This window comes from Opitutaceae bacterium TAV5, assembly GCA_000242935.3.
Classification (GTDB): domain Bacteria; phylum Verrucomicrobiota; class Verrucomicrobiia; order Opitutales; family Opitutaceae; genus Geminisphaera.
This window is the reverse complement of record CP007053.1, coordinates 829,060-853,539: the sequence shown is the minus strand read 5'-3', so window position 1 is coordinate 853,539 and position 24,480 is coordinate 829,060. Positions and strand designations below refer to the sequence as shown.

Here is a 24,480-nt window from a genome sequence, read left to right as displayed (position 1 = left end):
CGTAGCAAAGTTTCAACTACGGAAGATTTTTGATCACATGCAGCCTCATTTTTCGTGAGGATCGATATTCTTGGCTATGGTTTGCACATGCCCGTCATAATACAGGACATTGCGCGTGCTGCCGTGAACGGCAGTGAGAGGTAATCCTGATGTCGCTGAAGGAACGATAGCTCCGCCTTTGTAATTGGTCATCCCGAGGTTTCCCATTTCGACGTCCTGATCGAAAAGATAAACGGCGGCTTTGGGATTCTCGATCTGGGTGATTTTTACCGACCGTTTCCCATCATAAGCTATGGGCCTCCTCCACTCGGTGGTGGTCGTCACGTGCGCTTTGGCTCCGATGTAATACGCGGCGAGCAGGGTGGCGCCGCTGTCGCCAAGCTTGGCCTCGTAGTCGCGCTTCACCTCGTTGTTGCCCGGGCAGACGAATATTTTGTTAACAACCGGGCTCGGCCCTTGGCCGCCGAGATAGGTATGGAGGTAGGCCAGGAGTTGGCCGCCGCCGGTCCATCCCTTGGGACTCGCAGTGCTCTCTAATCCGTAGTAGCCTTCGGAACGTAATTCCCAGCCGGGGAGCCAGTCCTTGTTGTCCGTCGCGTAGTTGAAAGTCGCGATGCCGATCTGGCGCAGGTTGGAGGCACAGGCGGCGCGGTTGGCGACCTGGCGGACTTTGCCAACGGTGGGGATGATAATCGCCGCCAGGATGCCGATGATGGCGATGACGGTGAGAAGTTCGATCAGGGTGAAAGCCGCCGGGGAAGGCGGAGTGGCGCAGCGGCCGGGATGCCGGGAGGCGCGGTGCGGAGAATTTCGGACGCAGGGGAGTGGACTGGACTTTGAGGTATGCATGATGAGTGCGGGTTACGGTTAATAATGCAGTGAACAGGAGGCCTTGGTCAAATAGTTTTTCTTTGTGTAAAACTCTTTTACTATAGATGTGGTGATTTCGACTGAAGGCATGAAGGACCGGCAGAGAGAATGTTACTTCATGGGATTGAGCAGTTTCCCGCGCAGGCGGTACGGGTACATGCCCTCGCCCACCTCGCGGGCGGCGCGGGTCATTTCCGGATAAGGCGTGTCGGCGACGTCCACAAAACCGATGGCGTAGCCTTCGCCGTCCCAGCGGCCGGTGAGAGGCTGGTCGCGGAACTGGAACCAGTGCGTGCCGACGATGTTCGGGTGCGCGAGCGCCCCCTGGAGGAAACGGGTGTAGGCGAGGGCGCGTTCCTGCTGCGTGATGCCGGCAGGTGCCAGGCTGGCGGAGAACAGGCCGCGGTCGAGGATACCGAAGTGGAACTCGCCGATGAGCACAGGCATGTCGGGAAACCCTTCCGTCCGGAGGTTGGCGGTGCTGTGGGCATACACGTTGAGGGTGAGGATGTCGCAATACTTCTGGCTGGCTTCGAAAAGGACGCGGCGGGTGGCGTCGGTCGAGACGAAGCGGGTGCCGAGATAGAGGCGGTGGGGGGCGGAGCCCTTGACGGCCAACTGGCAGAGGCGGAAGTACTGGTTGACCGCTTTTTCGAAAAAGACGCCGGCGTCGGTCCGGTAGCCGCCGGACTTCGGAACGACGGTGCGGTTGAGCAGCGCGGCCCAGTCGGGGTAGTCGGTTTCCCAGGACGCGTTGAGGCGGTCGATGGTGATGTACTTGACGCGCAGGTCATCCACGAACTCCCGCTTCGCGGCCTGCTTGGCCGGGCTCCTGAGGACGTCGTCCGTAAACGTCTGGCGGCCGCCGCGGTTGCCGAAGTTGAGCTCGTTGTCGATGAAGTAGCCGATGCACATCGGGTCGGTGAGAGACTTCATCACTTCGGGGCGTTTGGCGGCGTTGTCGGCGATGAGCATCTTCATGGCGTGCGCGTAGGCCGGGTCGAAGACGTCGTAGAATTTGAGCTTGCTGCCGGCGATGCGGGGGAAGCTCCAGTTGTAGTCGGTGAGCTGCAGGGTGTAGGGTGTCGTGCCGAGGAGCATGAGGTCGGCCTTGCCCCAGTCGCCGATCGTGTTGATGCCCCAGGCCTCGAGGCGGCGGGCCAGGGTCTCGTACCAGGCGGACTCGTAGTCGTCCTGGCCATACTTCTTGCGGAGATTCCAGTCGGTGAAGGGGAGGTCGGCGGTCTTCACGGGGAAATCGAACCACTTCTCGTGTTGGGTCGATTTGGTGGCGTCGGTGTGGGCGATGAGGACGTCGATGCCTTGCGAGAAAAAGAGGCGGCCTTCGGGATCCACGAGCCACCACTTGCCCTCGTATTTTTCGGTGCGGAAGTTGCCGGTGGCCTCGAGCCGGGGGCCGTTGGCCCAGCCGCCGTAGCGATTCCATTCGGCCGGACGGGTGGACGCGGCCAGTTGGGCGAGCTCGGCCTGGTGCGCTTTTTTCAGGTCGGCGTCGGTGCGGATTTTTTCGGGCCAGTCGGTGTGCTTGTACTGGCCGTAGATGTCGATGAAGGGGAAAAACCGGTTGGCGGGCGGCACGGGCGCGAGGGACGAGACGGCCAGCGGGCTGCCGGCGGGCGGGTTGTCGAGACGGAGATTGGAGATGCGGCAATCGACGAGGCCGGGCTGCTCGCCCTCGTAGGGCCACTGCATGTCGAATTCGAGCCAGTTGATCCTGTCGGTATCGAGCACCTTGGGACCGGGCACGCCCTCCGGCGTTTCCCACGTCGAGCGATGCGGGAGGGGGAGGTTCATGGTGCGCTTCTCGCCGGGGTTGAGCGCGATGCCGGCGTTGAGGGCGGCAAACGACTTTTCTCCCCACTTGCCGCTGGTGATGTGCAGGGTGAGGCGGAGCTGCCGGTCGGCGGAGAGGTTTTCCACGTCCACCGCGAGGACCTTGCCACCGGAAAGGTCCCAGTACGGCTTACCGGCCGGCGGGAGCAGGCGGAGGCCGGAATCGCCCCGGGGATTGTCGAAGCGCAGCCCGATCGCACCGTCGCGCCACTGCACCGTGGCCGCACCCCGTTGCTGGAGCTGCTTTTCGCTTACCGGCAACGAAGCCGCGCCTGCGGTGGTGGCCGCGACGGCGAACAGGGCAAGGGAGGTTTTGAAAATCATGCTGAAAGACATGCGGTTGTAAAACGTCATCGGACAGGCGGGCAACAGGGCGATGGGTGAAACACAGAGTAAAACTGTGATCAGAAATTGCGAAAGAGTTTCCATTGGTCAAGGTTTTTGATCTTCTTTTTTGCAGTCTTTCCTGAAAAGTTCTCTCAACTCTTCAGGAGAAGCGCGCTTCCCGAACTATTTCCTTTCATGCCCACGACGACTCCCCGGCCTGTTTCCACCGCCCTGCCTGCTTCTTCGACCGACGTTCCGCCTGTCAAAAAAGCGGGCGGCAAAAAAACACCCCGGCTGCCCGTTCTCCCGGTCGGGGCGGAGGCCGTGCCTGTGGCGGGAGAACAGGCCGAGGGGCGCGTGAACGTCTATCAGGTGGCCGAGCGGGCGGGCGTGTCGCCGGGGACGGTCAGCCGCGTGCTGAACAACCGTGGGCGTGTGCACATCGACACGCGCAAACGGGTCTTCGACGCGGCGCGGGCGCTGGGCTTCCGGCCGCAGGTCCAGGTACGGACCAAGCAGGTGGCGGTGGTTTCCGACAACATGTGGGAGTCGATGCGCAACTGGGGTTATTACCAGGTCGTCTGGGCGCACATCGCCTTTGCGCTCTACAAGCACAACATGACCATGGTGCTTCCGGATACGCCCGAGGAACTGAGGCAACGGCATGTGGACGGCATCATCGTGGTGGGCGAATACCCGCCCATCCGGCCGGTGCTGGCCGAGCTGCAGAAACACACGCCGGTCGTGCTGACCGACGACTTTTCGGAGACTGCCGACCACCACTGGGTGGTGCGCAGCGACCAGTTGCTCGCCGGGCGCCTCGCGGCGGAGCAGTTCATCAAGTCGGGCCGCAAGCGGCTGGGGTTTGTCGGGTCGTGGGGATCGCAGGAACGTGTCATCCTCGCCGGATACAAGGAAGGCATGGCCCGGGCCGGGCTCGACTGCGTGGAGGAGCTGTTCGTGATGCGCAACCAGGAGGTGACGTTTTACGGCGCCGTCAGCCGCGTGATCCGCCTCGGCGCGGATGCGATCTTCATCCCCGGCTCCAACTACGAGGGGCTGGAGGGGCTGAATGTGCTTTCCAACGTATTGCGCCTGCAAATACCGAAGGACGTGGCGCTGATCGGCGGCGAGATGCACGGTGTCTCGGAATTCCTGACCCCGCCGATGACGACGATCGAGGAACCGCTGGCCGAGACCGCCAACCACGCGGTGGCCACACTCACGGCGTTGATGAACGGCGAACAACCCCCGCGCCGGATCTCCCTGCCCGTCCGGCTGCTGGCCCGCGAATCGGCGTAGTGATCAGTCGCTGTCCCGGTCCAGCAGCAACCAGCCGTAACGCTCGGGACGGTGCGGATGCGGAAACGGAAACTGCGGGTTGGACCAGATCGTAAACCGGTCGCCCCCTCCCGCGTTCCTGTTCCTGTCCCAGCGGGCGAAATTGGCCCGCAGTTTCTCCGGAAACGTGTCCGGCACTTCGGTCGCGCCTTCACCGGTGAACAGGCCGACGACCGGATACAGCGGAGCCAGAGGGATCGCCACCTCCACCCGATACCCTGGCACACCCGGTCCCCATGTGACCGGCGCGCGCGAAACCGCGATTTCCACTTTCGGATCGAAACGGTAGTTTATCCAGTCGGCGTGCCGGTAGTAGAAAGCGGCCAGCGTGCCCAGGGCGTTGATCTCCAGGCAGGCGGCATCGGCCAGCCGCTCGATGGGCGCCCCCAGCATGATCTCGACGCAGTCATCCCGGAAGGTCTGGTCATTCTTCGCGGTGCGCGCCGCGAGGACGTCGTGGTCCTCACAATCGAATGCCAGGTAAAGTTTTTCGTTGTCGTGCAACAACAGCACGCGGGTGCGCCGGGCCGGCGCCGCCTCCGGTTTTTTCCAGAAGTCGTGCAGCGTAATGCTTGCCGCCCGCGACCAGACCGGGTCTCCCGCCCGGCCGTCCAGCCGCACCGGGAGATGCACTTTGGGCACGCGTATTTCGGGAAGCATGTTTTCTGAGGGGTCAGGGACTGATGATGATGCGCGCGCTTCGGGCGCTGCGATGGCGAGCAGGCTCGCGGCAAGAACACCGGGCAGGCCCAAAAATCGCGCGGTCATTGGCTGGATTCGACGCGGATGGAATCGACATCCAGAAATCCGGAAGCGGGTTTCACTCCGCTGATTTCGGTATCGGAAACGGCAAGACGGAGGACGACATGCCGGGTTCCCTCCGCATCGAGACGGAAGGGAAGCGTCGCCTCACGCCACTCGCCCGCCGTGTCCGGCAAAACCAGCCACCGGCGTCCGGGCAATTCCCGGTTTTTGCCCTCCTTTTCGCCAAAACGCATCAGGGCGACATTGGCGAACGGGGCCTTGCCCGTTTCGCCACCGCGAACGGTGGCGCCTGTCGAACCGGTGCGATAGCGCAGCGTAACGACGCCCGCGAGCGTCAGCCCCACCGGTTTGTCGATGCGCTCCGGGCGGCCTTCCGATTCGATGCGCACAAACGACATGCGCTCCGCCCCTTCGCCCTCGGTGAGAAGGGACGCCCGGCCTCGTCCCGACCATCTGAGCGTGTCGGTGAAATGATCCTCGAAGCGTCCGGGAACCGCTTCGCGATAACGGCGATCCTCGGGCAGTTCGTAAACCTTCTCGCCGCTCTCGAAAATCGCCGGCGCCGCCAGTCCGTGAAACCCGGTGGTGCGGGGATTGATGAACAGCAGCTTGCGATGGTCGTCGCGTGTGTAGTCGATGCGGAGGGCCTGCCTGTTTGCGGCGGCGTCGCCGGTCGCCCCGGAGTTGTCGGGATTGTCCGGAATGCCGGAAAAACCTTCCACGGCTCCATCCGGAGACCACACCGCCCAGGCATGTTTCGGAAGTAGCACGTTTCCGAATACAGGAAGTTTCAAGGCCAGCGGATCGTCCTTGCGGTTGATGACAACCGTGAGTCCGTTTCCATAAACCACCTTGATGCGGGCGAAATACGGGAGCGGATTTTTCCCGGCGAGAAGCAAGGCTTCCAACGTTTGCCAGTCCGCCGGCGAATCCGTCGAAGCGGGGACCTCGTAAGTGATTTCGCGCACCGGCTGGAGCAGGTAATGGCGTTGCAGGATGCCCACGGTCATTGCTTCGGTCAGCGCTTTGTCAAAGACGGCGGGATCGGGCGCGTAGTCGAGGTAGGCGGCGTTGCCCCAGGCGATGGTCATGGCCCGGTAATCGTCGGAGCCCGCGCCGTAAATGTCGTTACGATACATCCGGCTGCCCTGTCCCTGACGTCCGGTGCCGCCATAGGGCGGACCGAAGAAATAGCGGTAGCCGAGGCCCATGCCATGCGTGACGGTGAGCGCATGCAGGCGGCGCAGTTTGTATTCGGGCGTGATCATGCGACGGAAACCCTCGAAAATCCCGTAATCGCCCGAGTCGACAAATTCGCCGATGAGGAATTCGCTGTTGAGCGTTTCGGAGAGGAGCGGACCTCCGACGATGCTCTTGATGAGGCGGGCTTCGGCGCGGAGCGCGGAGCGAGCGCCGCGGATCGTGCCGGCGTCGGGATTGCCGGGCGTGAAATCGACATAGGCCCAGGCGGGGCCGCCCGACGTGATCTGGTCGGAGAACGTGGCCGTCGTGCCGAGCAAGGACTGGATGTAATGCTCCTGCCGTTCGATGACCGGCAGGATGTCCTGCGGTTGGGTGTGCCACTTGGGTTTCCCGTGAGCGTCGAGTGCGCGGCGCACGGTCTGCGGAAGCGGTTTTTCCTTGCTGCGGTAAAGCTGGTAGTTGGTGCGCAGTCCGGCCGACCCCCAGCTTTTCATCTGCTCCATCCACGCCTTCAGTTGTTCGGGAGTGCCGACCATGCGCGGGCTGGGCGGGAGCTCGTCGGCGATGGCGAGCGGCAGGTTGGAATCGAAGCCGCCGCCCTGCCAGTTTTGCACGATGCAGAGTCCGCCGATGTAGCGGCCCACCGTCTCCTGCATCCACGCGGTGAACGCCGAGCGGTCAGGATAGAAGCCGGCCCAGAGGTCGACATACATGAGGTCCTTCATCGTCTCGCGATACGGGCTCGACCGGTTGGCGGGGATCGCGACGGCGCCCCAGAGGTTGTCGGCGAGGGAGAGTTCGAAACGCTCGCGCAAGAGGCGACGCGATCCGTCGCGCAGCGGCAGGTAGGTCAGGCGGCTGGCGAGAAAGTAGCCGGCGGCGGCGTTTTTGTTGTTGGCGTCCGGGCTGTCGGCCGTATCGCCCTCGTCGGCAAGCCCCGGGAAGAAAACGGCATCCTCGCCCTGAAGCGTGTTTCTGTTTTTCGGATACAGGGAATCGCTGGTCGCCGCATTGCTGGAATCGAGATCCCAGCATCCGCGAAACCAGAGGCCGAGCCGGCGATGGTAAAACAGATCGGGGAAACGTCCGTGCTGCGCATAGTCTTCCGTGTAGCGGGTGGGGACATTGAAACCGACGAGCGAGGCGTCGGCCGCGAGGCGGCCGGGATGTGCGCCGGCGAACTCGCCGGCGAGACCTTCGAGCGTCAGCACGATTTTCCCCGTGCCGGGGTCGCGGCTGATCGTCACCGCAAACTCCGGCGCAGGGGATAGACCGGTTACCTGATAGACGAGGCGGGTTTCCCGGTCGTCGGCGCTGTGCGTTTCGGTGAGCAGGCGCGTGCCATACTCTCCGGGCAGGCGGGTTGCCGGGCCGTCGATGACGACAGGGCCAAAGCCATCCAGCGGACGATATGTCCCGCCGACCGAGCGCAGTTCGATCAGGCCGTGCGGGAATGCTTTCGGCTGGACAACTACGGAATCGAGCGGAGCCGCCTTGGCGGTGGGCAGGCCGGATGTCGTCACGGCAACGGCAAGGATGCCGGTGACAAAAGCGAGGATGCCGGGGAGGGATGTGGAAAATGACAAATGTCTGGATGGGGACATGAGACGGAAAATGAGACGTTCGGGAAAATACGGTTTACGGAACAGGAGGACGATGGAGAATGCGGTAAGCTCCTCCGTTTTTCTGGCGATGAAGGAAGGAGAGGGAGGTGCCGGAAACGGAGGCTCAGTTGTTTCTGATGTAGGTGGTCTGGTAAACGGAGTAGTTGCCATCCATGACAAGCAGGTCGGCGGTTCGCGGGATGCGGCGGGCGTGGCCGTCGCAGAAGGCCGCGTTCATGCCGCCGTTGTGGGAATCCGTCAGGGAGGCGCTGCCGAACCAGCCGGCGGCCTTGTAACTGTTCACGGCATCATGTTTCTCGGACAACATCACCATGCGGGCGGGATTGCCGATATTGCGGATCAGCATGCCTTCGCCGCCTTTCCGGGTGCCCGGATTGGCGGGATTCCAGCCGGAATGATCGTATTGGCCGTTCTGGTTGAACAGCACCGGATTGATCGAATACGAGCGCGGCTCCTCCGGGTTGTTGGTGGTTCGCTCCAGCTTGTCGGCGGCGCACCGGAGCAGGGGATTCCACGGAGTCGGGGTGGCATCGGAGAGAATGGAGAGTGCGGCTTCATCCCAGCCCGGATTGGTGGAGTTGGGGAGCTTGCCGCGATTGGCCTCACTCCAGATGAGGAGCGAAGTGGCCAGTTGCCGCATGTTGCTGAGGCAGGAGGCCGCATGCGCCGCCGAGCGGGCCTTGCCGACCACCGGGATGAGGATGGCCGCGAGGACACCGATGATAGCGATGACGGTGAGGAGTTCGACCAAGGTGAAGGCACGCGTAAAAGGGGAAGAATTTTGAAGTTTCATGGGCAGGAAAGGCGGTGGGGAAAGGGGTGGATTCCGGGTGCCTGCGGTTCATGTGTCGCGTTCTCCGCGGCACACGAACCGGAGGGCAAAGCGAGGAAAGTTCAGTCCAGCTTTCGCCGGTTGCGTAGTATATATGTGGCTACAAAAGCACCGGCTCCGGCAAGAATCGTCCAGGAGGCCGGCTCGGGGACATTGGGAACATAGGGCCGGGTGGTGATGGTGACGGCGACGATGGTGGAGCGCCACGCATTCGATACTCCGGCCGCAGCGATCAAGTCCCAGTTGCGGAACTGGAAACCGGTGGCCACCACGCCATCCGGCACGGTCCAGGTCAGGGAGGTTCCGGTACTGCGATTGTCTATGGTGCCTGACGGGATGACGCTCTCCAGCTTCGTGTCGAAATTCCCCTCCCCGACATACACGGAAAGTTGCAGGTTGGGGCTGAGCACGGACTGGTAGGTGAAGGTGATGCTCGTGATCTGTTCACCTTCCGGCGCTGCCCACGTGGCGCCGGCATACGTGCCTGGAGCATTTGCGTTGGCGTTGGTCTGCTCGCTCCTGACCTCGATCTTGTTCAGGTCATCGGTCACATAAAACGTTTGGGACGGAGAACCAGTCCCCCTGACAACGTATTTGGTGAAAGCGGGCAGAGTCTCCGAGGCGGTGAACCAGTCCGCCACGGAGGCATTGTAGGTGTATTCGCTGGCGACAGCGGACGGCAGGGCGACAAAAGCCTGCGCCGAGACGGCGAGGGCGAGACAGGCCACGGCACGAAGCGCCGGTGATGGGGGAGGGAGGGTTGGATGTTTCATGGGAAAGAAATCCTTAATCGGAATCTTATGGAATCAAAAGATTCGTAATAACACAAGTGATTTTCCTGAGAAAGTTGCATCCCATTGTTCCGTAATGGAAAAACGACGCTTCAACCTCTCTCTCCCGGAACACATTGCCCAAGAGCTTGAGCGCTACAGTGCACCGCTCAGCAGTAACCCGACCGAGTATGCCGGCTTGATCGTCCGCAAGTGGTATGCGGATGGCTGTCCTCCGGTGACCCCGGAAGAGTCTCGTTTGCGAGAAGCAGCCAACGCAATAAAGCCTGCCCGAAAATCTTCCACCAAGTAAGCCATCAACACGACCTGCATGGGTGAAATCGAACGCGGAGAGAAAATGCTGCCCCTCGATGTCGTTTTGCACGTGGCGAAAGCGCTGGGCTTGACGGGAGCGGAACTGCTGAAAAGTGGCGGATTCTAAAATGAAGAATCGGATCACGCCCGGCCGGAAAAGGTTTTCACCAAAACGAAACCCACTCCTGTCCCATTTGGGAACATGGGTGCGGGAAAAGCGTGAAGCCTTGGGCCTGACGCAAGAGAAGTTGGCTGAACGGGCAAATCTGTCGAAAAACTACATCGGCAACATTAAGCGTGGAGAGCAGGAGGCGGGTATCGTTGCGTTGATCAAGATCGCCTCCGGACTCGGCACTACCGCATCCGTCCTGATTGCTGAGATCGGCTACTGAATCAGGGCGGCACTGTGGTAATCAGGCCGGCTTGCGCAGCTCTTGTGCACAGAGACGGTTGGTTTGGGAGAGGTTGGGTTTGATCGCGGACACAAATCCGCCCACGATAATCTGTGATTATGTGCTCAAGCGCGCGCCCGCCCCGAAAGAAAAGAACCCGTAAAAATTTGATCGGGAGGGTTCTTTCACGGATTCGCGACGAGAAAGCTATTTCGCAACGCGAGTTGGCCGACATCTGCCAGCGCTCGGGCTGGAGTATCGCTCGCGACACGATCACCCGGATTGAGAACGGAAAAAGAAAGGTGAGCGATTACGAGGTGGTGATCCTTGCCCGAGCTTTGGGCGTAGATAAACACTCGCTGTTCCCTCACGACGATCAAGCCAACGAGTTTTTGGAATCGTAGGCGACAGAAGCATCCTCAATCCAACGCAGGGATGATTCAGACCGTGGCGGAGAGGAATCCGGTCATACGAACCGATCCCGGCCCGTACTGATGCCCGTGGCGAAAATCAGTCGTTGAGGAACATCCTTTGCATCAAGCCGAACCCACAACTTGAAGGTTGAGCCCCTGCGTTAAAGTTGCCTCACTCGTATCTGCTTCTCCCTCATGACCCTCTCTTACGCGTAACTTCTGCCAAAAAGGTCGGAATTCTCATGCACACCACTTATTTTTTCGTTCCCACCGACCTGATCGCTGCCCAAAGCAACAAGCTCGAAGCCCTCCAGACCCACAAGAAAGGGCTCGTGCAACAGTTCTTTCCGTCCCCCTTGGAGGCCGTGGCATGAAGCCTAAAATCGGAATCGCTGCCTGTGAGCACCTTGCTTCAGAGTATTCCCCTTTGGTTTAATCGATGCCATTCCCGTCCCAAATCGCCTATCAATCCTCTTATGGCTGCGTGTCGTGCAATGGCTTGCATGCGCAGGACGGAGACGATCTAGGCGCATTTTTGGCAGGTCCGGTGGCGGCCCGCCTCAATGATGCGGAAGGCAGCGAAGAATTAAGCAGCCACCTCCGCGGACTCAGCTTGACCGGTATGGGACAGGATGCGCTGGAGGAAGTGCTCGCCGCCGAGGTGCCGGAAGAGCGCGATTGGGCGGCAGGCGAAGCCCTCGCCGAAGCCGTGCTGGAAGATCAACACGACGTCGTGCTGCCGTGGAACACGGAGCGCGACAAGCGCAACCCCTTCGCCTCGCTGCCCGGCGCGGACATTGTGGGGTTCCAACGCGACGGCGATTCCCACCGTCTCGCCTTGGGAGAGGTCAAATGCTCGTCCGAGGCGCAGTGGCCTCCGCAGGTTATGAGCGGACGTAGCGGCGGATTGGGCCACCAACTCGACACCTTGGCCAACAATCTCGGGACCATCTGTCAGCTCCTCAAATGGCTCTTGCCTCGTGTAAGAAGCACCCCGCACGAGGTTACATTCAACCAAGCCTGCACCCGCTATTTCAACTCCGGGCGTCGCGATCTGGCGCTCTTTGGAATCCTCGTGCGCGACCAGGAGGCCCGTGAGGCCGACCTTCAGACTCGCGGGCGCAGCCTGGGTGGTCGGCTGCAAAACCCGACGCGTTGCAGTCTCCTCGCCCTTTATCTACCGTGGCCTATCAGCCGGTTGCCTGAGTTTATCCGGCAAGGAGGTGCGGCATGAATCACTGGCTACTCGATGCGATTTCAAACAAGCGGGCCCGTGCGCTGCGCGAGGCCGACCGCGTCCAGTTTTACCGCGAGATGGCACGGGAAGTCCCGGAGTTCGATCAAGAGATACTTGGGGAACTCGCCTCCGCCTTGGAAATCGCTGTGCTCGACTTGGAGATTAATCGCCTAGCCGACGATCCCGAACGCCGCGCCCTCGGATGCGGGGCCGCCGCCGATGCCTTCCGCCTCTTGCGTGTGCTCCCCGTGCCCGAAGTTCCGATGGAGGCTGGGGCGCACCTGCTGCGCGCCTCTGCCCTCGCCGTCCTCGGTGATCGCGGCGCGGATGCCGCTCGCTGGCTGCGGGCCTTGGAAACCGAGCGCGCTTGGCCGGCGCTGCCGCTCGACTCGCAGAACTGGGGCGAACGTTGCCGGGCCACGCTGACCGACACGTGGCTGCGGCTCGTGCGCAAAAAGGGCTGGAGCGACCGCGACATGGTTTTGGAACGCGTGGCGGCTTTGCGCACCGCGCAGCAGGACTTTGAGCGAGACTACCTGCATACCTTTACACCGCTCGCAGCCAAACGCTCGGCCTTGGAACTGATTGCTATCTACCACTTGGCAAAGGCTGCTGACGTGCTCGCGCACTTCATCACCGACGGCGTGGTGGACGGAAACCATCAAGTTCAGCTCCTGCTCGATTCGCATTTCGATCGTGCCCTCGCCGCGTGCGAAACCGCCCGCTTGGTGGAACTGGAACCGATGACAAGGCTGCTCGCCCGCGCTGCCGCGCAGATGGTCGAGAATTCCATTTGGACGGTCACCCGGGCGGTGAATTCGCGGGTGACGGACTTTGTCCGCGAACTGGTGAGCCGGGGACGCGGCGACCGGGCTCTGTTTGATGTTTTGCCCCCGCAACGCCGCACCCTCGCTGAGCGCGGTCTGCTCGGCTCCAGTCGTCGCGCGGTGGTCGTGAGCTTGCCGACTTCCAGCGGTAAGACCCTCATCGCCCAGTTCCGAATGCTTCAGGCGCTCAACCAGTTTGAAGACAGGAAAGGCTGGGTGGCCTACCTCGCGCCCAGCCGCGCACTGGTGAATCAGGTCACACGTCAGCTGCGCCGCGATCTTTCCCCGCTCGGTCTTGTCGTGGAGCGCGTGAGTCCAGCCATGGAAGTCGATGGCGTCGAAGCCGGCGTGCTCACCGAGTCGCGTGACGAGGCACGTTTCCGCATCCTCGTAGCCACGCCCGAAAAATTCGACCTGATGCTGCGGCAAGGCTGGGAGGAGAAGATCGGCCGCCCACTGACTTTGGTCGTGGTAGACGAGGCCCACACCATTCAGGACAAGGAGCGCGGTCTGCGGCTGGAGTTACTGCTCGCCACGATCAACCGCGAATGCCGCGAGGCGCAGTTCCTGTTGCTCACGCCGTTTATTCAAAACGCACGCGAAGTCGCCCGTTGGCTCGGCGGTCCGAACTCCGACGACATCAGTCTTGGCGTGGACTGGCAGCCCAACGACCGGGCCATCGGCATTGTCAGCCCGGTGGATAATGGCCCGAAAAATGGGCGCAGTCGTGACTACCGGCTGAATTTTGAGTCGGTTCACACCTCGCGCCACACCATCGTGATTGATGACGCCTTCTCGCTGGGGAAGGAGGAGTCGTTGGCTTCCACGCTTTCCAAGGCGCGGGATGTAGGCACCTTGGCCGCCATGGCGGCGCGGAAGCTCATGGCGCGCGGTCCGGTCATCGCCATGCACAGCCGGCCGGACTTCGTCTGGAAGCTCGCCGAAAACATCAAAGCCGAACAAGCCGAGACATTGTCGGACGATGTGCGGTTTGTTCAGGAATACGTGGCTGCGGAGATGGGCGCGCAGTTTCCCTTGGTCGATTTGCTCTCCCATCGCATCGGCGTGCATCACGGCGGTTTGCCGGAAGAGATCCGCATGCTGATGGAGTGGCTCTTCGAGAAAGGGCAGCTCGATGTTTTAGCCGCCACCACCACCATCGCCCAAGGCGTAAATTTCCCAGTCAGCGGTGTGGTCATGGCGGCCACACACTATCTTTCGACCGGATATGCGGTTCCCATGCCGTCGGAGGATTTTTGGAATATTGCAGGCCGTGCCGGTCGCGTATCTCAAGGCCAGCTTGGCGTGGTTGCCTTGGTGGCCAAGGATGAGGCCGAGGCTGCTGAGAGAAAGGCGTTTATTTGTCGCAATACGGGGGATTTGAATTCTGCGCTGATCCTTCTCGCGCAAGCGGCGGGTAACTTGATGTCCGACCTTGGCAGGATCGTCTACTCCCGCCCGGAATGGTCTAGCTTCCTCCAATATCTCGTCCACACCTACCGCCAGATGGGAGAGCCGGCTAATTTCGCGGATCAAATCGAACAGGTGCTTCGTGGAACGCTTGGATTCGAGAAGCTCCGTGCATCAAATAGTCAAGTCGCTCGTCAGCTTCTCACCGGCATCGAAGCCTATATTACCGACATGACTCGGCCAAGGCAACCGCTCAAGCTCGTGGACAGCACTGGATTTTCGCTTCAGAGCATCCGCACGGTCATGGCAAATCGTGGCAATATCGGCCCGGCGTCATGGGACCGTGACCGCCTGTTTCGCGATGGAGACAGAACCTTGCAGGATATGATGGGAGTGCTGCTGCGAGTTCCCGAGCTGCGTCAGAATCTGAATGCTGTTCTTGGCGGTAGAGCTCCAGATGGCGACAAACTCGCGCTCATTCTAAAAGATTGGGTAAACGGCGAAGAACTCACGACTATAGCCGCGCGTCATTTCGCCGACGAAGACACAGATGGCATAACCGCGCTGACCAAATGCGGTCAAAACCTCTTCGGTAAACTCGCCCAAACCTCGTCTTGGGGGCTCAATGCCCTGCTGGCTATCACCGGGTCCGAACTCTCGGACGAAGCACATAGCCGCTTGGCCAATCTCCCGTCACAGGTGTTCTATGGGGTCGCCACCGACGAGGCGGTCACGCTGCGGTTGCTCGGGGTTCCGCGCCGAGCCGCCACCAGTCTCGCACGAAATTTGAATATGCGCACAGGCGAGTCGTTGCCCTCGATCCGCCAGCGTCTCGCCGCGCTATCGGATCAAGATTGGAACGCAGCCGTGGGAACTGCCGGCAGCGCCTATCGCAAGGCATGGCGAATCATCGACGGAGCGGAATAAGACATGAAGTCTCGACACCATTTCCGGACACGGGTGCGCATACTGCATTTCTTCCCGTCCCCAGCGGAGGCCGAGGCATGAGCGACAAACCCAAGATCATTCGATTCCCATCCCTCGACCGTTTGGTCGCGCGGCTGCGCGACGACTTCGTCAACGGAGGCCACGACTTCGTGCTCCTCTACGCCTACAACGGCACCGGCAAGACCCGCCTCTCGATGGAGTTCAAGGACGCAGGCAAACGCAAAAACTCTGGCACCCCCGATACTCTTTATTTCAACGCCTTCACCGAGGACCTGTTTTCGTGGGAAAATGACCTCGCGACGGACAGCAAGCGTTTCCTTAGACTCAATTCAGACTCTCAATTTTTCGGCGGCCTCGATGAGTTGGACTTAAACAAAGACATTCAGTCTTACCTCGGCCGTTACACCGATCTCACCTTTGAATTTACCAACTGGACAGTCTCCTTTCGTAAGCAGGGCGCCACTCATATCAAAATTTCCCGCGGCGAAGAACGTCTATTCATTTGGTGTCTCTTCATGACCATCTGTGAACGGGTGATCGCCGGTCACTGGTCCTACGCTTGGGTCGAGTATCTCTACATCGACGACCCCGTTTCATCGCTCGACGACAACAACGCCATCGCAGTCGCCAGCGACCTCGCTAGGATACTCCAGAAGGCCAAAAAGAGACATAAAAGACTGCAAACAGTTGTTTCCTCGCACCACGCCCTGTTCTTCAACGTCGTCTGCAACGAGCTTAAGGCCGGGAAGTGCAAACGCTACTTCCTGCACCGCCCCGGCGGCAGCGGCGACTACACCCTGCGCGCCACCGACGACACGCCTTTTTTCCACCACGTCGCCATGTTGGCCGAGCTGCGCAAGGCCGCTGATTCCCACTCCGGCACGCTCTTTTTCCACCATTTCAACATGCTGCGTGGGATCATGGAAAAAACCGCCGTTTTTTTTGGCAAGAAGGATTTCTCAGAATGCCTCGAAGGCGTGAAGGACGAAGCCCTGTATGCCCGCGCGCTCAATCTCCGTAGCCACGAAAAATATTCGCTCTACGCGCCGGTCGAGATGTCGGAGGCCGACAAACAACTCTTCCGCGACATCCTCGCGGCCTTCCTCAACAAACACGCCTTCGACCTGCCCGCGCTGGTCAACGAAGCGCCCCCGCCCGCCGCCGCGCCAATCCCCGCAGCTCAACCCTAAACCGCCTTCGCCGATGCTGATCCTTTACACCACCGAAGATGGCCAGAGCCGCATCCAGCTCCGGGCCAAGGACCAGACCGTCTGGCTCACCCAACGGGAAATGGCCCAGCTTTTTGATGTCAGCACCGACAACATCAGCCTGCACCTCAAGAACATATACGAGGACGGAGAACTGAGCCGCGAAGCAACTATCGAGGAATCCTCGGTAGTTCAAACCGAAGGTGGCCGCGAGGTGCGGCGCCCGGTCACCCTCTACAACCTCGATGCCATCCTCGCTGTCGGCTACCGGGTGCGTTCGCCGCGCGGCGTTCAGTTTCGGCGCTGGGCCTCCACCGTCCTCAAGGAATACCTGCTCAAGGGCTTCGCCATGGATGACGAGCGGCTCAAAAACCCCGATGGCCGCCCGGACCATTTCGACGAGATGCTGGCGCGCATCCGCGACATCCGCGCCTCAGAAAAACGGTTTTATCAAAAAGTCCGCGACCTCTTCGCTCTCAGCACCGATTACGACAAGACCGACCGCGCCACCCAGCAATTTTTCGCCACCGTCCAGAACTCCCTGCTCTTTGCCGTCAGCCAAAAGACCGCCGCCGGACTCGTCACCGCACGGGCCAATCCCGACGATCCCCATTTCGGCCTGCTCGCGTGGAAGGGCGACAAGGTGCGAAAGACCGACATCCTCGTCGCCAAAAACTACCTCACGGAGGACGAAATCGACACCCTCAACCGCCTCGTCGTCATCTTCCTCGAAACCGCCGAGCTCCGCGCCAAAAACCGCAAGGAGACGCGCATGAGCTTCTGGAAAGAAAACATCGACCAGATCATCGCTTCCAACGGCTTCCCGCTCCTCGAAGGCAACGGCGACGTCAGCCACGAGCAAATGGAAGCGTCCACCACCGCGCTCTATCTCGATTTCGATGACCGCCGCAAAAAACAGGAAGCCCTCGCCGCCGACCAAGCCGACGAGGCCGAGTTGAAGTCCATTGAGGCGAAACTGAAACGCAGGAAGATGAAGTGAGAATTTTGAAGTGAGAAAAGGGTGTCTCGCCCGAAATCTGCCCTGTGCGTCAACGAAGACTGGCAACTGGTCGCGGACTGCGTTCATCGTGGGCGGCATGTTCGAGATCACCGGCACCATCAAAAAAATCTTCGACGAGCAGACGTTCGGCAGCGGCTTCAACAAGCGTGAATTTGTCCTCACTATCGAGGACGGCCGCTTCCCACAGGACATCAAGTTCGAGTGCGTGAAGGACAAGGTCAGCCTCCTCGCCTCCCTCAATCCGGGCGACAAGGCCAAGGTCTCCTTCGATCTGCGGGGCCGCGAATGGAAGGAAAATTACTACGTGAATCTCAACGCATGGAAAATCGAACCCGTTGACGCATCGCCTGACGCGCCGCCCCCGGAAGACGACGGCGCCCCCCTCCCCGAAGAGCCCGGCGAGACGATCAATGACGACGACGTGCCGTTTTGAGGGGCGTGTTTTGGGCCATACGCTTTGCCAGCCTGAGGCGTATGCCGATGCAGGGGCCTCGCTTGCGAGGCCCGCGCCAGGCGGATGAGGCTCCTCTCCCGTTCGCGGGCGTCGCAAGCGACGCCCCTACTTGCAAGCGATCACGTTTCCGGATACAAAACGTATGAAACATGCCGGTTAATAGGTGCTAAAAGCTGCGTGAAGAACGTCGGCCCGGCTCCATCCTCTCGTTGACGCCAGGGAACCGGCGCAGTGATGCTGCCTTTTTCCCTCAACAGGGTGGTCCTGAACACCCTGAAAAAGCCAAGCCATGCAAATTGAAGACATCAGCCGGATCGTCCGGCAAGTGATCGAAGAACAACAGGGCAATCTGCTCCGTCCCGCGTGCTCGGCCGTGGTCTCTTCCCGTCCGGTCGCCGCACCGCCGGAGGCGGCGACCGTTGCCGTCCCGGCGTCCTGCAAAGCTGCCTTGCTCACCGGTCCCAAGCACATCGAACTGCGCGAGTTTCCTATCCGCGCGATCACCGATGACGAGATTCTCGTCCGGGTGGAGGGCTGCGGCATTTGCGGCACCGACGTTCACGAATACAAGGGCGACCCGATGAAGCTCGCCCCGCTGGTGCTCGGGCACGAGGGCACGGGGGAGATCGTCCGGCTCGGCAAAAATGTGACGCGCGACAATTCCGGCAAGCCGGTGAAGGTGGGCGACAAGATCGTCACCAGCGTCACCACCTGCGGCAAATGCGATCCCTGCCTCTATCTTCCGGGCCGGCTCAACCTCTGCGAAAACCTCGGCGTGCAGGGTCTTTTCCCCGATGACGACACCCATCTCAACGGCTACTTCGCCGAGTACATGATCGTGCGGGCCGGCGCTTCGTTTTTTGTCGTCAACGATCTCGGCCTCGAGCTGCGCATGCTGATCGAGCCCGCCGCCGTGGTGGTGCATGCGCTCGAGCGCGCCAAGAGCACCGGCCTGCTCAATTTCCGCAGCCGCGTGCTCGTGCAGGGATGCGGGCCGATCGGCCTGTTGATGCTGGCGGTGGTGCGCGCCGCCGGCACCGAGCACATTGTCGCGCTCGACGGATCGGACAGCCGCCTCGCCATGGCGAAGCGCATGGGAGCCGAGACCGTGATCAACTACCGCAACTACCCCGGCCTGCCCGACCTGATCGATGCGGTGAAGGGCGCGACCAAGGGGCGCGGCTGCCACTTCGCCTTCCAGTGCACCGGCGTGCCCGCCGCCGCGTCCAACATTTTCCATTTCGTGCAACGCGGAGGCGGGGTGTGCGAGGTCGGCTTCTTCGTCGACAACGGTACCTGCACGGTCAACCCGCATCAGGATTTCTGCGCCAAGGAGATTTCGCTGGTCGGTTCCTGGGTGTACTCGGTCGATGAATACCCGATCGCCTACAATTTCCTGCGCCGCGCGCAGGGCATCGGCCTGCCGGTCGAGGAACTCATCACCCACCGTTTCCCGCTGGAAAAGATCACCGAGGCGATGGAGCTGAACATCCGCCAGGAGGGCCTGAAAGTCGTGGTGCTGCCCGGAGCGGTTCAGGAAAAGTCGTAGCCGGTAAAAGCAGCGGCAGGCGTCTCTGCTGCCTGCCGGACGAGGCGCGACGCGCCTCGCCCCAAACCCGGTGATGCTGCGCAGCATCAGCACAGGCCCTTTTCCGCAGGGAAAGGTCAAGTCTTGTGGTTACGGATACGGCTCACTCCCCGCAGGGCGGCCAGCGCCGCGGCGAGGGCGCCGAGGAGCGCGGCGAGGGCGGCGGGTTCGGGAATGGCGGCCGTGACGGCGAAGCGGCTGTTGTGGTCGAGTACCGCCCAGACGGTGTTTGTATCGGTGTCGATCCCGTAGGTGCCGAGAATAAAATTGGTTTCGGGGTCGTAGGCTCCGGCGACGAAGTTCATGAAGCTGGTGCTGTTGCCGAGCACGGCGTTTTTCCATTGGTCATCCAGCGGGTCGAGCCAGGCGAGGAAGGCGAGGCTCTCGTCGCCGAAGAGGGCGGTGGCGAGGGCTTCATCGTAGGTGAGCTGCAGCATGAAGATGTCCGCGCCGGTACCGCTGACTTCGAGCACGTCGCTGACGAACCGGCCGGAGGGTGCGGCGCTGAAGCCGAGATCGACGTCGCGGTTGGCTCCGGCAATGCCGTCGAGCAGGGTGGCGGTGGTGCCGAGGGTTTCGATCGAGGTGAAGGGGGCGACGTGCCGGTAGTCGTAGCCGGCGATGACCTTGGCGTTGTGCGCCGCGCCGCCGGCGAGGGTGGTTTGCAGGATGTCCACGGGGTTGAGCAGCAGCACGCGATCCTGGCCGGCAATGCGTTTGCCGACCACGATCTGGCCCCAGTCGTTAATGGGTTTGCCGACCTGACCGGTGGCGCTGAGGGAATTGATGTCGCTGGCAAAAAGGACATTGTCGCTCACGCCGAAGCCGTCGATCAGGGAGTTGAGGGCGTACATCTGGCCGTCCTTGTAAAGAAAGGCGCGCCGGGCTGTCGAAAAGGTCTGCGGCTGGTATTGATCGGAGACGCCCACGATCCAGCCCGAGGCGTTGATGGCGTGGGCAAAGCTGTCGCCCTGGTTCGAGAGCGTGCCGAGGTCCTGCATGGCGCCATCGGTGTAGAGAAAGGCGTGAGTGTTGCCGCCGGAGGTGCTGGCATGGCCGACGATCTGGCCCTGGTTGTTGATGTCGTGGGCGCTGCTGGTGGCGTTCGCGTCGGCGGAGAGCGTGCCGAGTTCGGTCATGACGCCGTTCTGATAGACAAAGGCGCGCTCGCCGGCGCCGATGCCCGTGCCGGAGTAGCCGACGACCTGGCCGGCGTCGTTGATGCCGTAGGCGACGCTGACGGTTTTGCCCGTGAGGACGCCGAGATCGTGGAGGGTGCCGTTGGCGTAAAGAATGGCGTGCGGAGCGCCGAGCTGGCCGGCCGCGGGAGGCGGGACGGTTTCGGACCAGCCGACGGCGTGGTCCGAGGCGTTGATGGCAAAAACCTTCGAGCGTTGGCCGCCGAGCGTGCCGGTCCGTTCTCCGGAACCAACGGGGTTGTGGATGAAGCCGGTTTCCCGGAGTGCGGGGTAGCCTTCCGATCCCGGACTCAGCCAGGCCGCGCCGGCCACCTGCCCGGCCTCGTTGAGTCCGTAGGCCCGGCTCTCCCCGGAGGAGACGGACGATCCGAGCCACAGGAAAGTGTCATCCGCGGTGGAGTAGAGGAAGGCCCTGGTTTCGTTGTCGGTGATGGCCGCGCCGGCGATCTGGCCGGCGTTGTTGATGGAGTAGCCGTAGCTGTCCGTGCCGGGAGTCGCGAGCACGGTATAGGTGTAGCGGGGGGCGTCGGCCGCCCGTGCCATCGCGAACGGGAACCCGGCCAGCAGGGTGGCCAGCCCGGCGCCGCGGGCGAGGAGGCAAGGCCGGCGGCGCGGGAAAAGCCGGTGATCGGGACGGTTCGCACGGGCAGCGGCAGGGAGCAGCGTCATGGTGACGAGTGTCGCACAGCGGCCGGGTGCGGACAATGTGCCGTCCGGCACATTTTCCGCTGGCTAAACGCGCTCGTTCGGGAAAGGTGGCGCAGTTGTTGCAAGCATACGGCAAGAATGAATCCCGGCCACTGGCGAATACGTCGATTTAACACGGTGATGGCTGCCATGTACCGGGCGGTGCTGCTGCCGGACCCGTTGGCGCGGGTGGTCGGCCTGCTGCCGTGCATCGTCGATGGCGAGTTGGCGACCGGAAGCCTGCGGGGCGCGGCGAGGGAGGAGCGGGATGTGTTTACGGCGGGCGGGCTGCCGGGGTTTTCGGCGGAGGGGATGGCGTCGCATCCGTCCATGGGGCGGCGGGACCGGCAAGCCTCGTGTATCTCGGATTTTTTGAGCCCGGGCGAATGGCACCGGCGCGCGCTGTATCAGGAAGCGCGGCCGGTGGTGCGCATCGAGGACGACCTCGGCTGCGACTGCGAATGGATGCCGGGGAACACCTTCAGCGTTTGCGTGATCCGGGACCGGCGCAGTTTTTGCGCCGAGGACCGGATGCTGTTCGATCTGCTGGCCGAGCACCTGCCGATCCTGCTCCGCCTGATGCTGGGGCGGGGGCAGGGGAGTGAGGCGCACGCGGCGGAGTTCGCGGCGCGGGCCATCGGCTCCGGCCCGGCGGAACCGGTTTCCCCTGGCCAGGTGCGGCGGACGCTGCAGGCGCGGCAGGCCGGAGGGCGGGGGCTGCGGCTGAGCGGTCGGGAGCAGGAGGTGCTTTCCTGGCTGGCCGAGGGCAAGACGAACCAGGAGATCGCGCTCATCCTCGGCATCAGCCAAGGGACGGTGAAGCGGCACCTGGAAAACATTTACGGGAAACTCGGTGTGGAGAACCGCCTCGCGGCGGTCGCGGCCACCTGCGGGAGGCTCCGGCCATAGCGGGGGCAGAAATCAACGGGGCTCGCTTCCGAACCACTGATGGAGCTGGCGCGCCCAGGACCGGGATAAATCTCTCTCCATGGCGCAGGTGCCTGTTGCAGAGTTGTCCCGGAAGGATGATGTGAGAGTTGATCAACTCGCGCCTGCCGATGACGTTGGAATCCTACGATGAAGCAAGGATGCGAGGAAGTTCCTGCTGCCCGAATGCCGACAACTTTTTCAGTGGAGAGGATACGATGAGTTTTACCGGCAGGGCATCGGTCGGCAGTACGTCTTTGTGTCGTCGAACGAATTCGTGTGCATCCTCGGAAATCACAACTCCAAGAGCATGTTGAAGCAGTGCGAGAGCAGGCCTTTCGTTTTCCGGAGAAGCTGAACTGACGACGTCGGTCAGGAATTCGCGCAACACGAGCAACATGATTTTTACGTGTTTGTCATCCTGGCGCCCTCCCTGATCCAGATGACGGGCATTCTTGAGTTTTCCCTGGAGAAGCAGGTGCGGGAACAGCACGGGGACCGGATGGCCGCAGACAGCCAGGGTGACAGTATCCTGGGTTTCAATACGGGGAACTCCGTTGAGACTGCGCAACACGTCAATTTCTCGTGTGTCCGGCTCGACGCCGAGGACCAGAGTACCATGAGTAATTTCCCGACTCTGGCTCAGATGAAGCGTGCCACCGAGTTCCTTGTGAAGTGCGATCAGGGCATTCCGGGTTGCGACCAGGTCCATGTCGGCACTGGTAAGCGGACGATGCGGGCGGAGTTGGTCTCCGATGCGATCAACATAGGTCAACGCCCAGACATTTACAGCGTGGCCGCCGACAAGGATGACCGAACCGGGCGCCTGATGGGCGATTGCCTGAAAGACTGCCTCGAAATCCTCAACCGGTCTGCGTTCGGTGCGGGACATGATGAGGAGCAGGGGGGCAGACGTTATCGTTTTTGGGCAAATCGACGGACGTCTTTCCAGAGATCGATTACATGGACCGGGGAATGAATCGGCGCATTGCGTTCTTGCGCCTGTTCCGGGGTCAATTTCCCGGACGCCAACCAAGCCAGCGTCTCCTGCCGCTGCCGCACCTTCGTGGCAGAACGTTTGGCAAACAATTGCTTATGAGTAGTGGTGCGCATCGGATGGTGTTGAATCGTATCTGTTGACAAAAAGCCAACGATGACAAATTGGCAACACTCCACACTCAAGTGCTGCCGGCAGAAAAACAAACAAAGCCGAAGCGTGAGGGCTTCGGCTTTGCGGAGAGAGGACGGTGACTCGGGAACGAATCAGGCCTTGGCGACCTTGGCGTAAGTTTCCTGGAGGGCGCGGGCGCTGGACTGGAGGCCTTGCAGTTCCTTGGGCCAGAGCTCGACTTCGAGGTGGGCGAGGGCGCCCTTGCGACCGACGAGAGTCGGGACGCTGATGGAGACGTTGCGCAGGCCGTAGGCACCTTGCTGGATCGTCGAGACGGGAAGGACCGCGTGTTTGTCCAGGGCGATGGCGTGGACGACTTCGGCGATGGTCAGGCCGACGGCCCAGCCGGCGCCGCCCTTGCGGCGGATGACTTCGGCGCCGCTGGTCTTGGTGCGCTCGAAAATCTGGTTCTGGAAGGCGCTGGTGCAGCCGGGGACCTTGTCGAGCGGGAGGCCGGCATAGGCGGCGCTCGACCAGACGGGGATCATGGTGTCACCGTGTTCACCGAGGATGAGGGCGGTGATCTGGGCGGGGTTGAGCTTGAGCTCGGCGGCGATGAGCGAGCGGAAACGGGAGGTGTCGAGCATCGTGCCGAGGCCGATGACCTGTTGCCAGGGGAGGCCGAGCCTGGCGGCGGCGAGCTGGGTGAGGATGTCGACGGGATTGGAAACAACGAAGAAAAGCGCGTCCTTGCGGTAGCCGGCCTGCTGGATGCTGGCGAGGATTTGCAGGAAGAGGGCGACGTTGCGGTTGATGAGGTCGAGGCGCGATTCGTCGGGTTTGCGGCGGAGGCCGGCGGTGATGATGAAGATGTCGCTGTCGGTGGCGCGGGCGTAGTCGCCGGCGTAGATGCGCTGGCCGCCGATGGTGGCGGTGCCGTGGAGGAGGTCGAGCGCCTCGCCGGCGGCGAGGTCGGCATTGGCGTCAAGTATCTGGATTTCGGAGACAATGCCCGCGCACTGGAGGGCAAAGGCTGCATTGGAACCGACGCGGCCGCCGCCGCCGATGATTGTGGCTTTCATGTTTGGAGAGTGCAGTTGGCAGTTTGAAGTTTGAAATTGGTCAGGCAGCACCTGTCGGGTTTGGCGGGAAGCCG

The 24,480-nt window shown here is 61.7% G+C and carries 22 protein-coding genes; 13 read left to right on the top strand and 9 right to left on the bottom strand.

Translation table 11 applies throughout. The features are described 5' to 3' along the window. Positions 1-45: 45 nt before the first annotated feature. Both OPIT5_04345 and OPIT5_04340 read right to left on the bottom strand, forming a co-directional pair. Positions 46-849, bottom strand: a complete 804-nt coding sequence (locus OPIT5_04345) for an N-terminal cleavage protein (protein AHF89578.1) — start codon at positions 847-849, stop codon at positions 46-48. A gap of 132 nt (positions 850-981) precedes the next feature. Next, the gene (locus tag OPIT5_04340; GenBank protein AHF89577.1) at positions 982-3,078 is read right to left on the bottom strand and encodes a beta-agarase; all 2,097 of its coding nucleotides are present in this window, start codon (positions 3,076-3,078) and stop codon (positions 982-984) included. Between the two features lie 168 nt (positions 3,079-3,246). On the opposite strand from OPIT5_04340, the gene OPIT5_04335 reads away from it, so the two are divergent. Then, complete coding sequence (locus OPIT5_04335; GenBank protein ID AHF89576.1) at positions 3,247-4,353, top strand: LacI family transcriptional regulator; 1,107 nt, start codon at positions 3,247-3,249, stop codon at positions 4,351-4,353. 3 nt (positions 4,354-4,356) lie between these two features. Here the strand turns inward: OPIT5_04335 and OPIT5_04330 are convergent, their stop codons facing one another. The 5 genes from OPIT5_04330 to OPIT5_04310 all read right to left on the bottom strand — a co-directional run bounded on the left by OPIT5_04330 (position 4,357) and on the right by OPIT5_04310 (position 9,920). Next, entirely contained in the window at positions 4,357-5,169 is an 813-nt protein-coding gene (locus OPIT5_04330) for a hypothetical protein (GenBank protein AHF89575.1), read from the bottom strand. Beyond that, positions 5,157-7,946: a hypothetical protein gene (locus tag OPIT5_04325; GenBank protein ID AHF89574.1), complete on the bottom strand. Its 2,790-nt coding sequence runs from the start codon at positions 7,944-7,946 to the stop codon at positions 5,157-5,159. Before OPIT5_04325 ends, OPIT5_04330 begins: the two co-directional genes overlap by 13 nt. Positions 7,947-8,088: 142 nt before the next feature. Then, entirely contained in the window at positions 8,089-8,778 is a 690-nt protein-coding gene (locus tag OPIT5_04320) for a hypothetical protein (protein AHF89573.1), read from the bottom strand. Between the two features lie 101 nt (positions 8,779-8,879). Next, positions 8,880-9,590, bottom strand: coding sequence for a hypothetical protein (locus OPIT5_04315; protein AHF94067.1), 711 nt, complete (start codon positions 9,588-9,590; stop codon positions 8,880-8,882). Between the two features lie 153 nt (positions 9,591-9,743). Further along, the gene (locus OPIT5_04310; GenBank protein AHF94066.1) at positions 9,744-9,920 is read right to left on the bottom strand and encodes a hypothetical protein; all 177 of its coding nucleotides are present in this window, start codon (positions 9,918-9,920) and stop codon (positions 9,744-9,746) included. Between OPIT5_04310 and OPIT5_04305 the strand changes: the two genes are divergently transcribed. The 10 genes from OPIT5_04305 (at position 9,919) to OPIT5_04260 (ending at position 19,361) form a co-directional block, all read left to right on the top strand. Beyond that, on the top strand, positions 9,919-10,029 hold the full coding sequence (locus OPIT5_04305) for a hypothetical protein (protein AHF89572.1): 111 nt from the start codon (positions 9,919-9,921) through the stop codon (positions 10,027-10,029). The two genes, OPIT5_04310 and OPIT5_04305, sit on opposite strands and share 2 nt — an antisense overlap. 1 nt (position 10,030) lies before the next feature. Next, a complete protein-coding gene (locus OPIT5_04300) occupies positions 10,031-10,294 on the top strand; it encodes a DNA-binding protein (GenBank protein AHF89571.1) in 264 nt (87 codons plus the stop codon). Between the two features lie 119 nt (positions 10,295-10,413). Then, positions 10,414-10,698 carry an XRE family transcriptional regulator gene (locus OPIT5_04295; protein ID AHF89570.1) on the top strand — a complete coding sequence of 95 codons (285 nt, stop codon included), beginning with the start codon at positions 10,414-10,416 and terminating at the stop codon, positions 10,696-10,698. 251 nt (positions 10,699-10,949) lie between these two features. Continuing rightward, positions 10,950-11,081 carry a hypothetical protein gene (locus OPIT5_04290; GenBank protein AHF94065.1) on the top strand — a complete coding sequence of 44 codons (132 nt, stop codon included), beginning with the start codon at positions 10,950-10,952 and terminating at the stop codon, positions 11,079-11,081. A 65-nt stretch (positions 11,082-11,146) separates the two neighbouring features. Continuing rightward, entirely contained in the window at positions 11,147-11,941 is a 795-nt protein-coding gene (locus OPIT5_04285; protein AHF89569.1) for a hypothetical protein, read from the top strand. Continuing rightward, positions 11,938-15,108 (top strand): ATP-dependent helicase, encoded by a 3,171-nt coding sequence (locus OPIT5_04280; GenBank protein ID AHF89568.1) that lies wholly within the window; start codon positions 11,938-11,940, stop codon positions 15,106-15,108. The genes OPIT5_04285 and OPIT5_04280 overlap by 4 nt, the downstream gene beginning before the upstream one ends. 77 nt (positions 15,109-15,185) lie before the next feature. Next, positions 15,186-16,319, top strand: coding sequence for an anticodon nuclease (locus OPIT5_04275; protein AHF89567.1), 1,134 nt, complete (start codon positions 15,186-15,188; stop codon positions 16,317-16,319). A 16-nt stretch (positions 16,320-16,335) separates the two neighbouring features. Continuing rightward, a complete protein-coding gene (locus tag OPIT5_04270) occupies positions 16,336-17,337 on the top strand; it encodes a 2-hydroxyacid dehydrogenase (GenBank protein AHF89566.1) in 1,002 nt (333 codons plus the stop codon). A gap of 97 nt (positions 17,338-17,434) precedes the next feature. Continuing rightward, positions 17,435-17,791 carry a hypothetical protein gene (locus tag OPIT5_04265; GenBank protein AHF89565.1) on the top strand — a complete coding sequence of 119 codons (357 nt, stop codon included), beginning with the start codon at positions 17,435-17,437 and terminating at the stop codon, positions 17,789-17,791. Between the two features lie 310 nt (positions 17,792-18,101). After that, complete coding sequence (locus tag OPIT5_04260) at positions 18,102-19,361, top strand: threonine dehydrogenase (GenBank protein AHF89564.1); 1,260 nt, start codon at positions 18,102-18,104, stop codon at positions 19,359-19,361. A 116-nt stretch (positions 19,362-19,477) separates the two neighbouring features. Here the strand turns inward: OPIT5_04260 and OPIT5_04255 are convergent, their stop codons facing one another. Then, positions 19,478-21,268 carry a hypothetical protein gene (locus OPIT5_04255; GenBank protein ID AHF89563.1) on the bottom strand — a complete coding sequence of 597 codons (1,791 nt, stop codon included), beginning with the start codon at positions 21,266-21,268 and terminating at the stop codon, positions 19,478-19,480. A gap of 159 nt (positions 21,269-21,427) precedes the next feature. Here OPIT5_04255 and OPIT5_04250 point away from each other — a divergent pair, with 159 nt between their 5' ends. Then, positions 21,428-22,195 carry a hypothetical protein gene (locus OPIT5_04250; protein ID AHF94064.1) on the top strand — a complete coding sequence of 256 codons (768 nt, stop codon included), beginning with the start codon at positions 21,428-21,430 and terminating at the stop codon, positions 22,193-22,195. A 427-nt stretch (positions 22,196-22,622) separates the two neighbouring features. Further along, the gene (locus OPIT5_04245; protein AHF94063.1) at positions 22,623-23,192 is read left to right on the top strand and encodes a hypothetical protein; all 570 of its coding nucleotides are present in this window, start codon (positions 22,623-22,625) and stop codon (positions 23,190-23,192) included. A gap of 284 nt (positions 23,193-23,476) precedes the next feature. Here the strand turns inward: OPIT5_04245 and OPIT5_04240 are convergent, their stop codons facing one another. Next, a complete protein-coding gene (locus OPIT5_04240) occupies positions 23,477-24,406 on the bottom strand; it encodes a lactate dehydrogenase (GenBank protein ID AHF89562.1) in 930 nt (309 codons plus the stop codon). Positions 24,407-24,480: the final 74 nt, after the last annotated feature.

What these genes read in the sequence shown, in the direction of transcription:
- OPIT5_04265 (AHF89565.1), top strand. Translation starts at nt 17,435, where the DNA reads ATGTTCGAGATCACCGGCACCATCAAAAAAATCTTCGACGAGCAGACG.
- OPIT5_04310 (AHF94066.1), bottom strand. Translation starts at nt 9,920, where the DNA reads ATGCAGGTCGTGTTGATGGCTTACTTGGTGGAAGATTTTCGGGCAGGC.
- OPIT5_04280 (AHF89568.1), top strand. Translation starts at nt 11,938, where the DNA reads ATGAATCACTGGCTACTCGATGCGATTTCAAACAAGCGGGCCCGTGCG.
- OPIT5_04335 (AHF89576.1), top strand. Translation starts at nt 3,247, where the DNA reads ATGCCCACGACGACTCCCCGGCCTGTTTCCACCGCCCTGCCTGCTTCT.
- OPIT5_04255 (AHF89563.1), bottom strand. Translation starts at nt 21,268, where the DNA reads ATGACGCTGCTCCCTGCCGCTGCCCGTGCGAACCGTCCCGATCACCGG.
- OPIT5_04260 (AHF89564.1), top strand. Translation starts at nt 18,102, where the DNA reads ATGCAAATTGAAGACATCAGCCGGATCGTCCGGCAAGTGATCGAAGAA.
- OPIT5_04285 (AHF89569.1), top strand. Translation starts at nt 11,147, where the DNA reads ATGCCATTCCCGTCCCAAATCGCCTATCAATCCTCTTATGGCTGCGTG.
- OPIT5_04240 (AHF89562.1), bottom strand. Translation starts at nt 24,406, where the DNA reads ATGAAAGCCACAATCATCGGCGGCGGCGGCCGCGTCGGTTCCAATGCA.
- OPIT5_04300 (AHF89571.1), top strand. Translation starts at nt 10,031, where the DNA reads ATGAAGAATCGGATCACGCCCGGCCGGAAAAGGTTTTCACCAAAACGA.
- OPIT5_04290 (AHF94065.1), top strand. Translation starts at nt 10,950, where the DNA reads ATGCACACCACTTATTTTTTCGTTCCCACCGACCTGATCGCTGCCCAA.
- OPIT5_04275 (AHF89567.1), top strand. Translation starts at nt 15,186, where the DNA reads ATGAGCGACAAACCCAAGATCATTCGATTCCCATCCCTCGACCGTTTG.
- OPIT5_04305 (AHF89572.1), top strand. Translation starts at nt 9,919, where the DNA reads ATGGGTGAAATCGAACGCGGAGAGAAAATGCTGCCCCTCGATGTCGTT.
- OPIT5_04250 (AHF94064.1), top strand. Translation starts at nt 21,428, where the DNA reads ATGGCTGCCATGTACCGGGCGGTGCTGCTGCCGGACCCGTTGGCGCGG.
- OPIT5_04315 (AHF94067.1), bottom strand. Translation starts at nt 9,590, where the DNA reads ATGAAACATCCAACCCTCCCTCCCCCATCACCGGCGCTTCGTGCCGTG.
- OPIT5_04320 (AHF89573.1), bottom strand. Translation starts at nt 8,778, where the DNA reads ATGAAACTTCAAAATTCTTCCCCTTTTACGCGTGCCTTCACCTTGGTC.
- OPIT5_04295 (AHF89570.1), top strand. Translation starts at nt 10,414, where the DNA reads ATGTGCTCAAGCGCGCGCCCGCCCCGAAAGAAAAGAACCCGTAAAAAT.
- OPIT5_04345 (AHF89578.1), bottom strand. Translation starts at nt 849, where the DNA reads ATGCATACCTCAAAGTCCAGTCCACTCCCCTGCGTCCGAAATTCTCCG.
- OPIT5_04340 (AHF89577.1), bottom strand. Translation starts at nt 3,078, where the DNA reads ATGACGTTTTACAACCGCATGTCTTTCAGCATGATTTTCAAAACCTCC.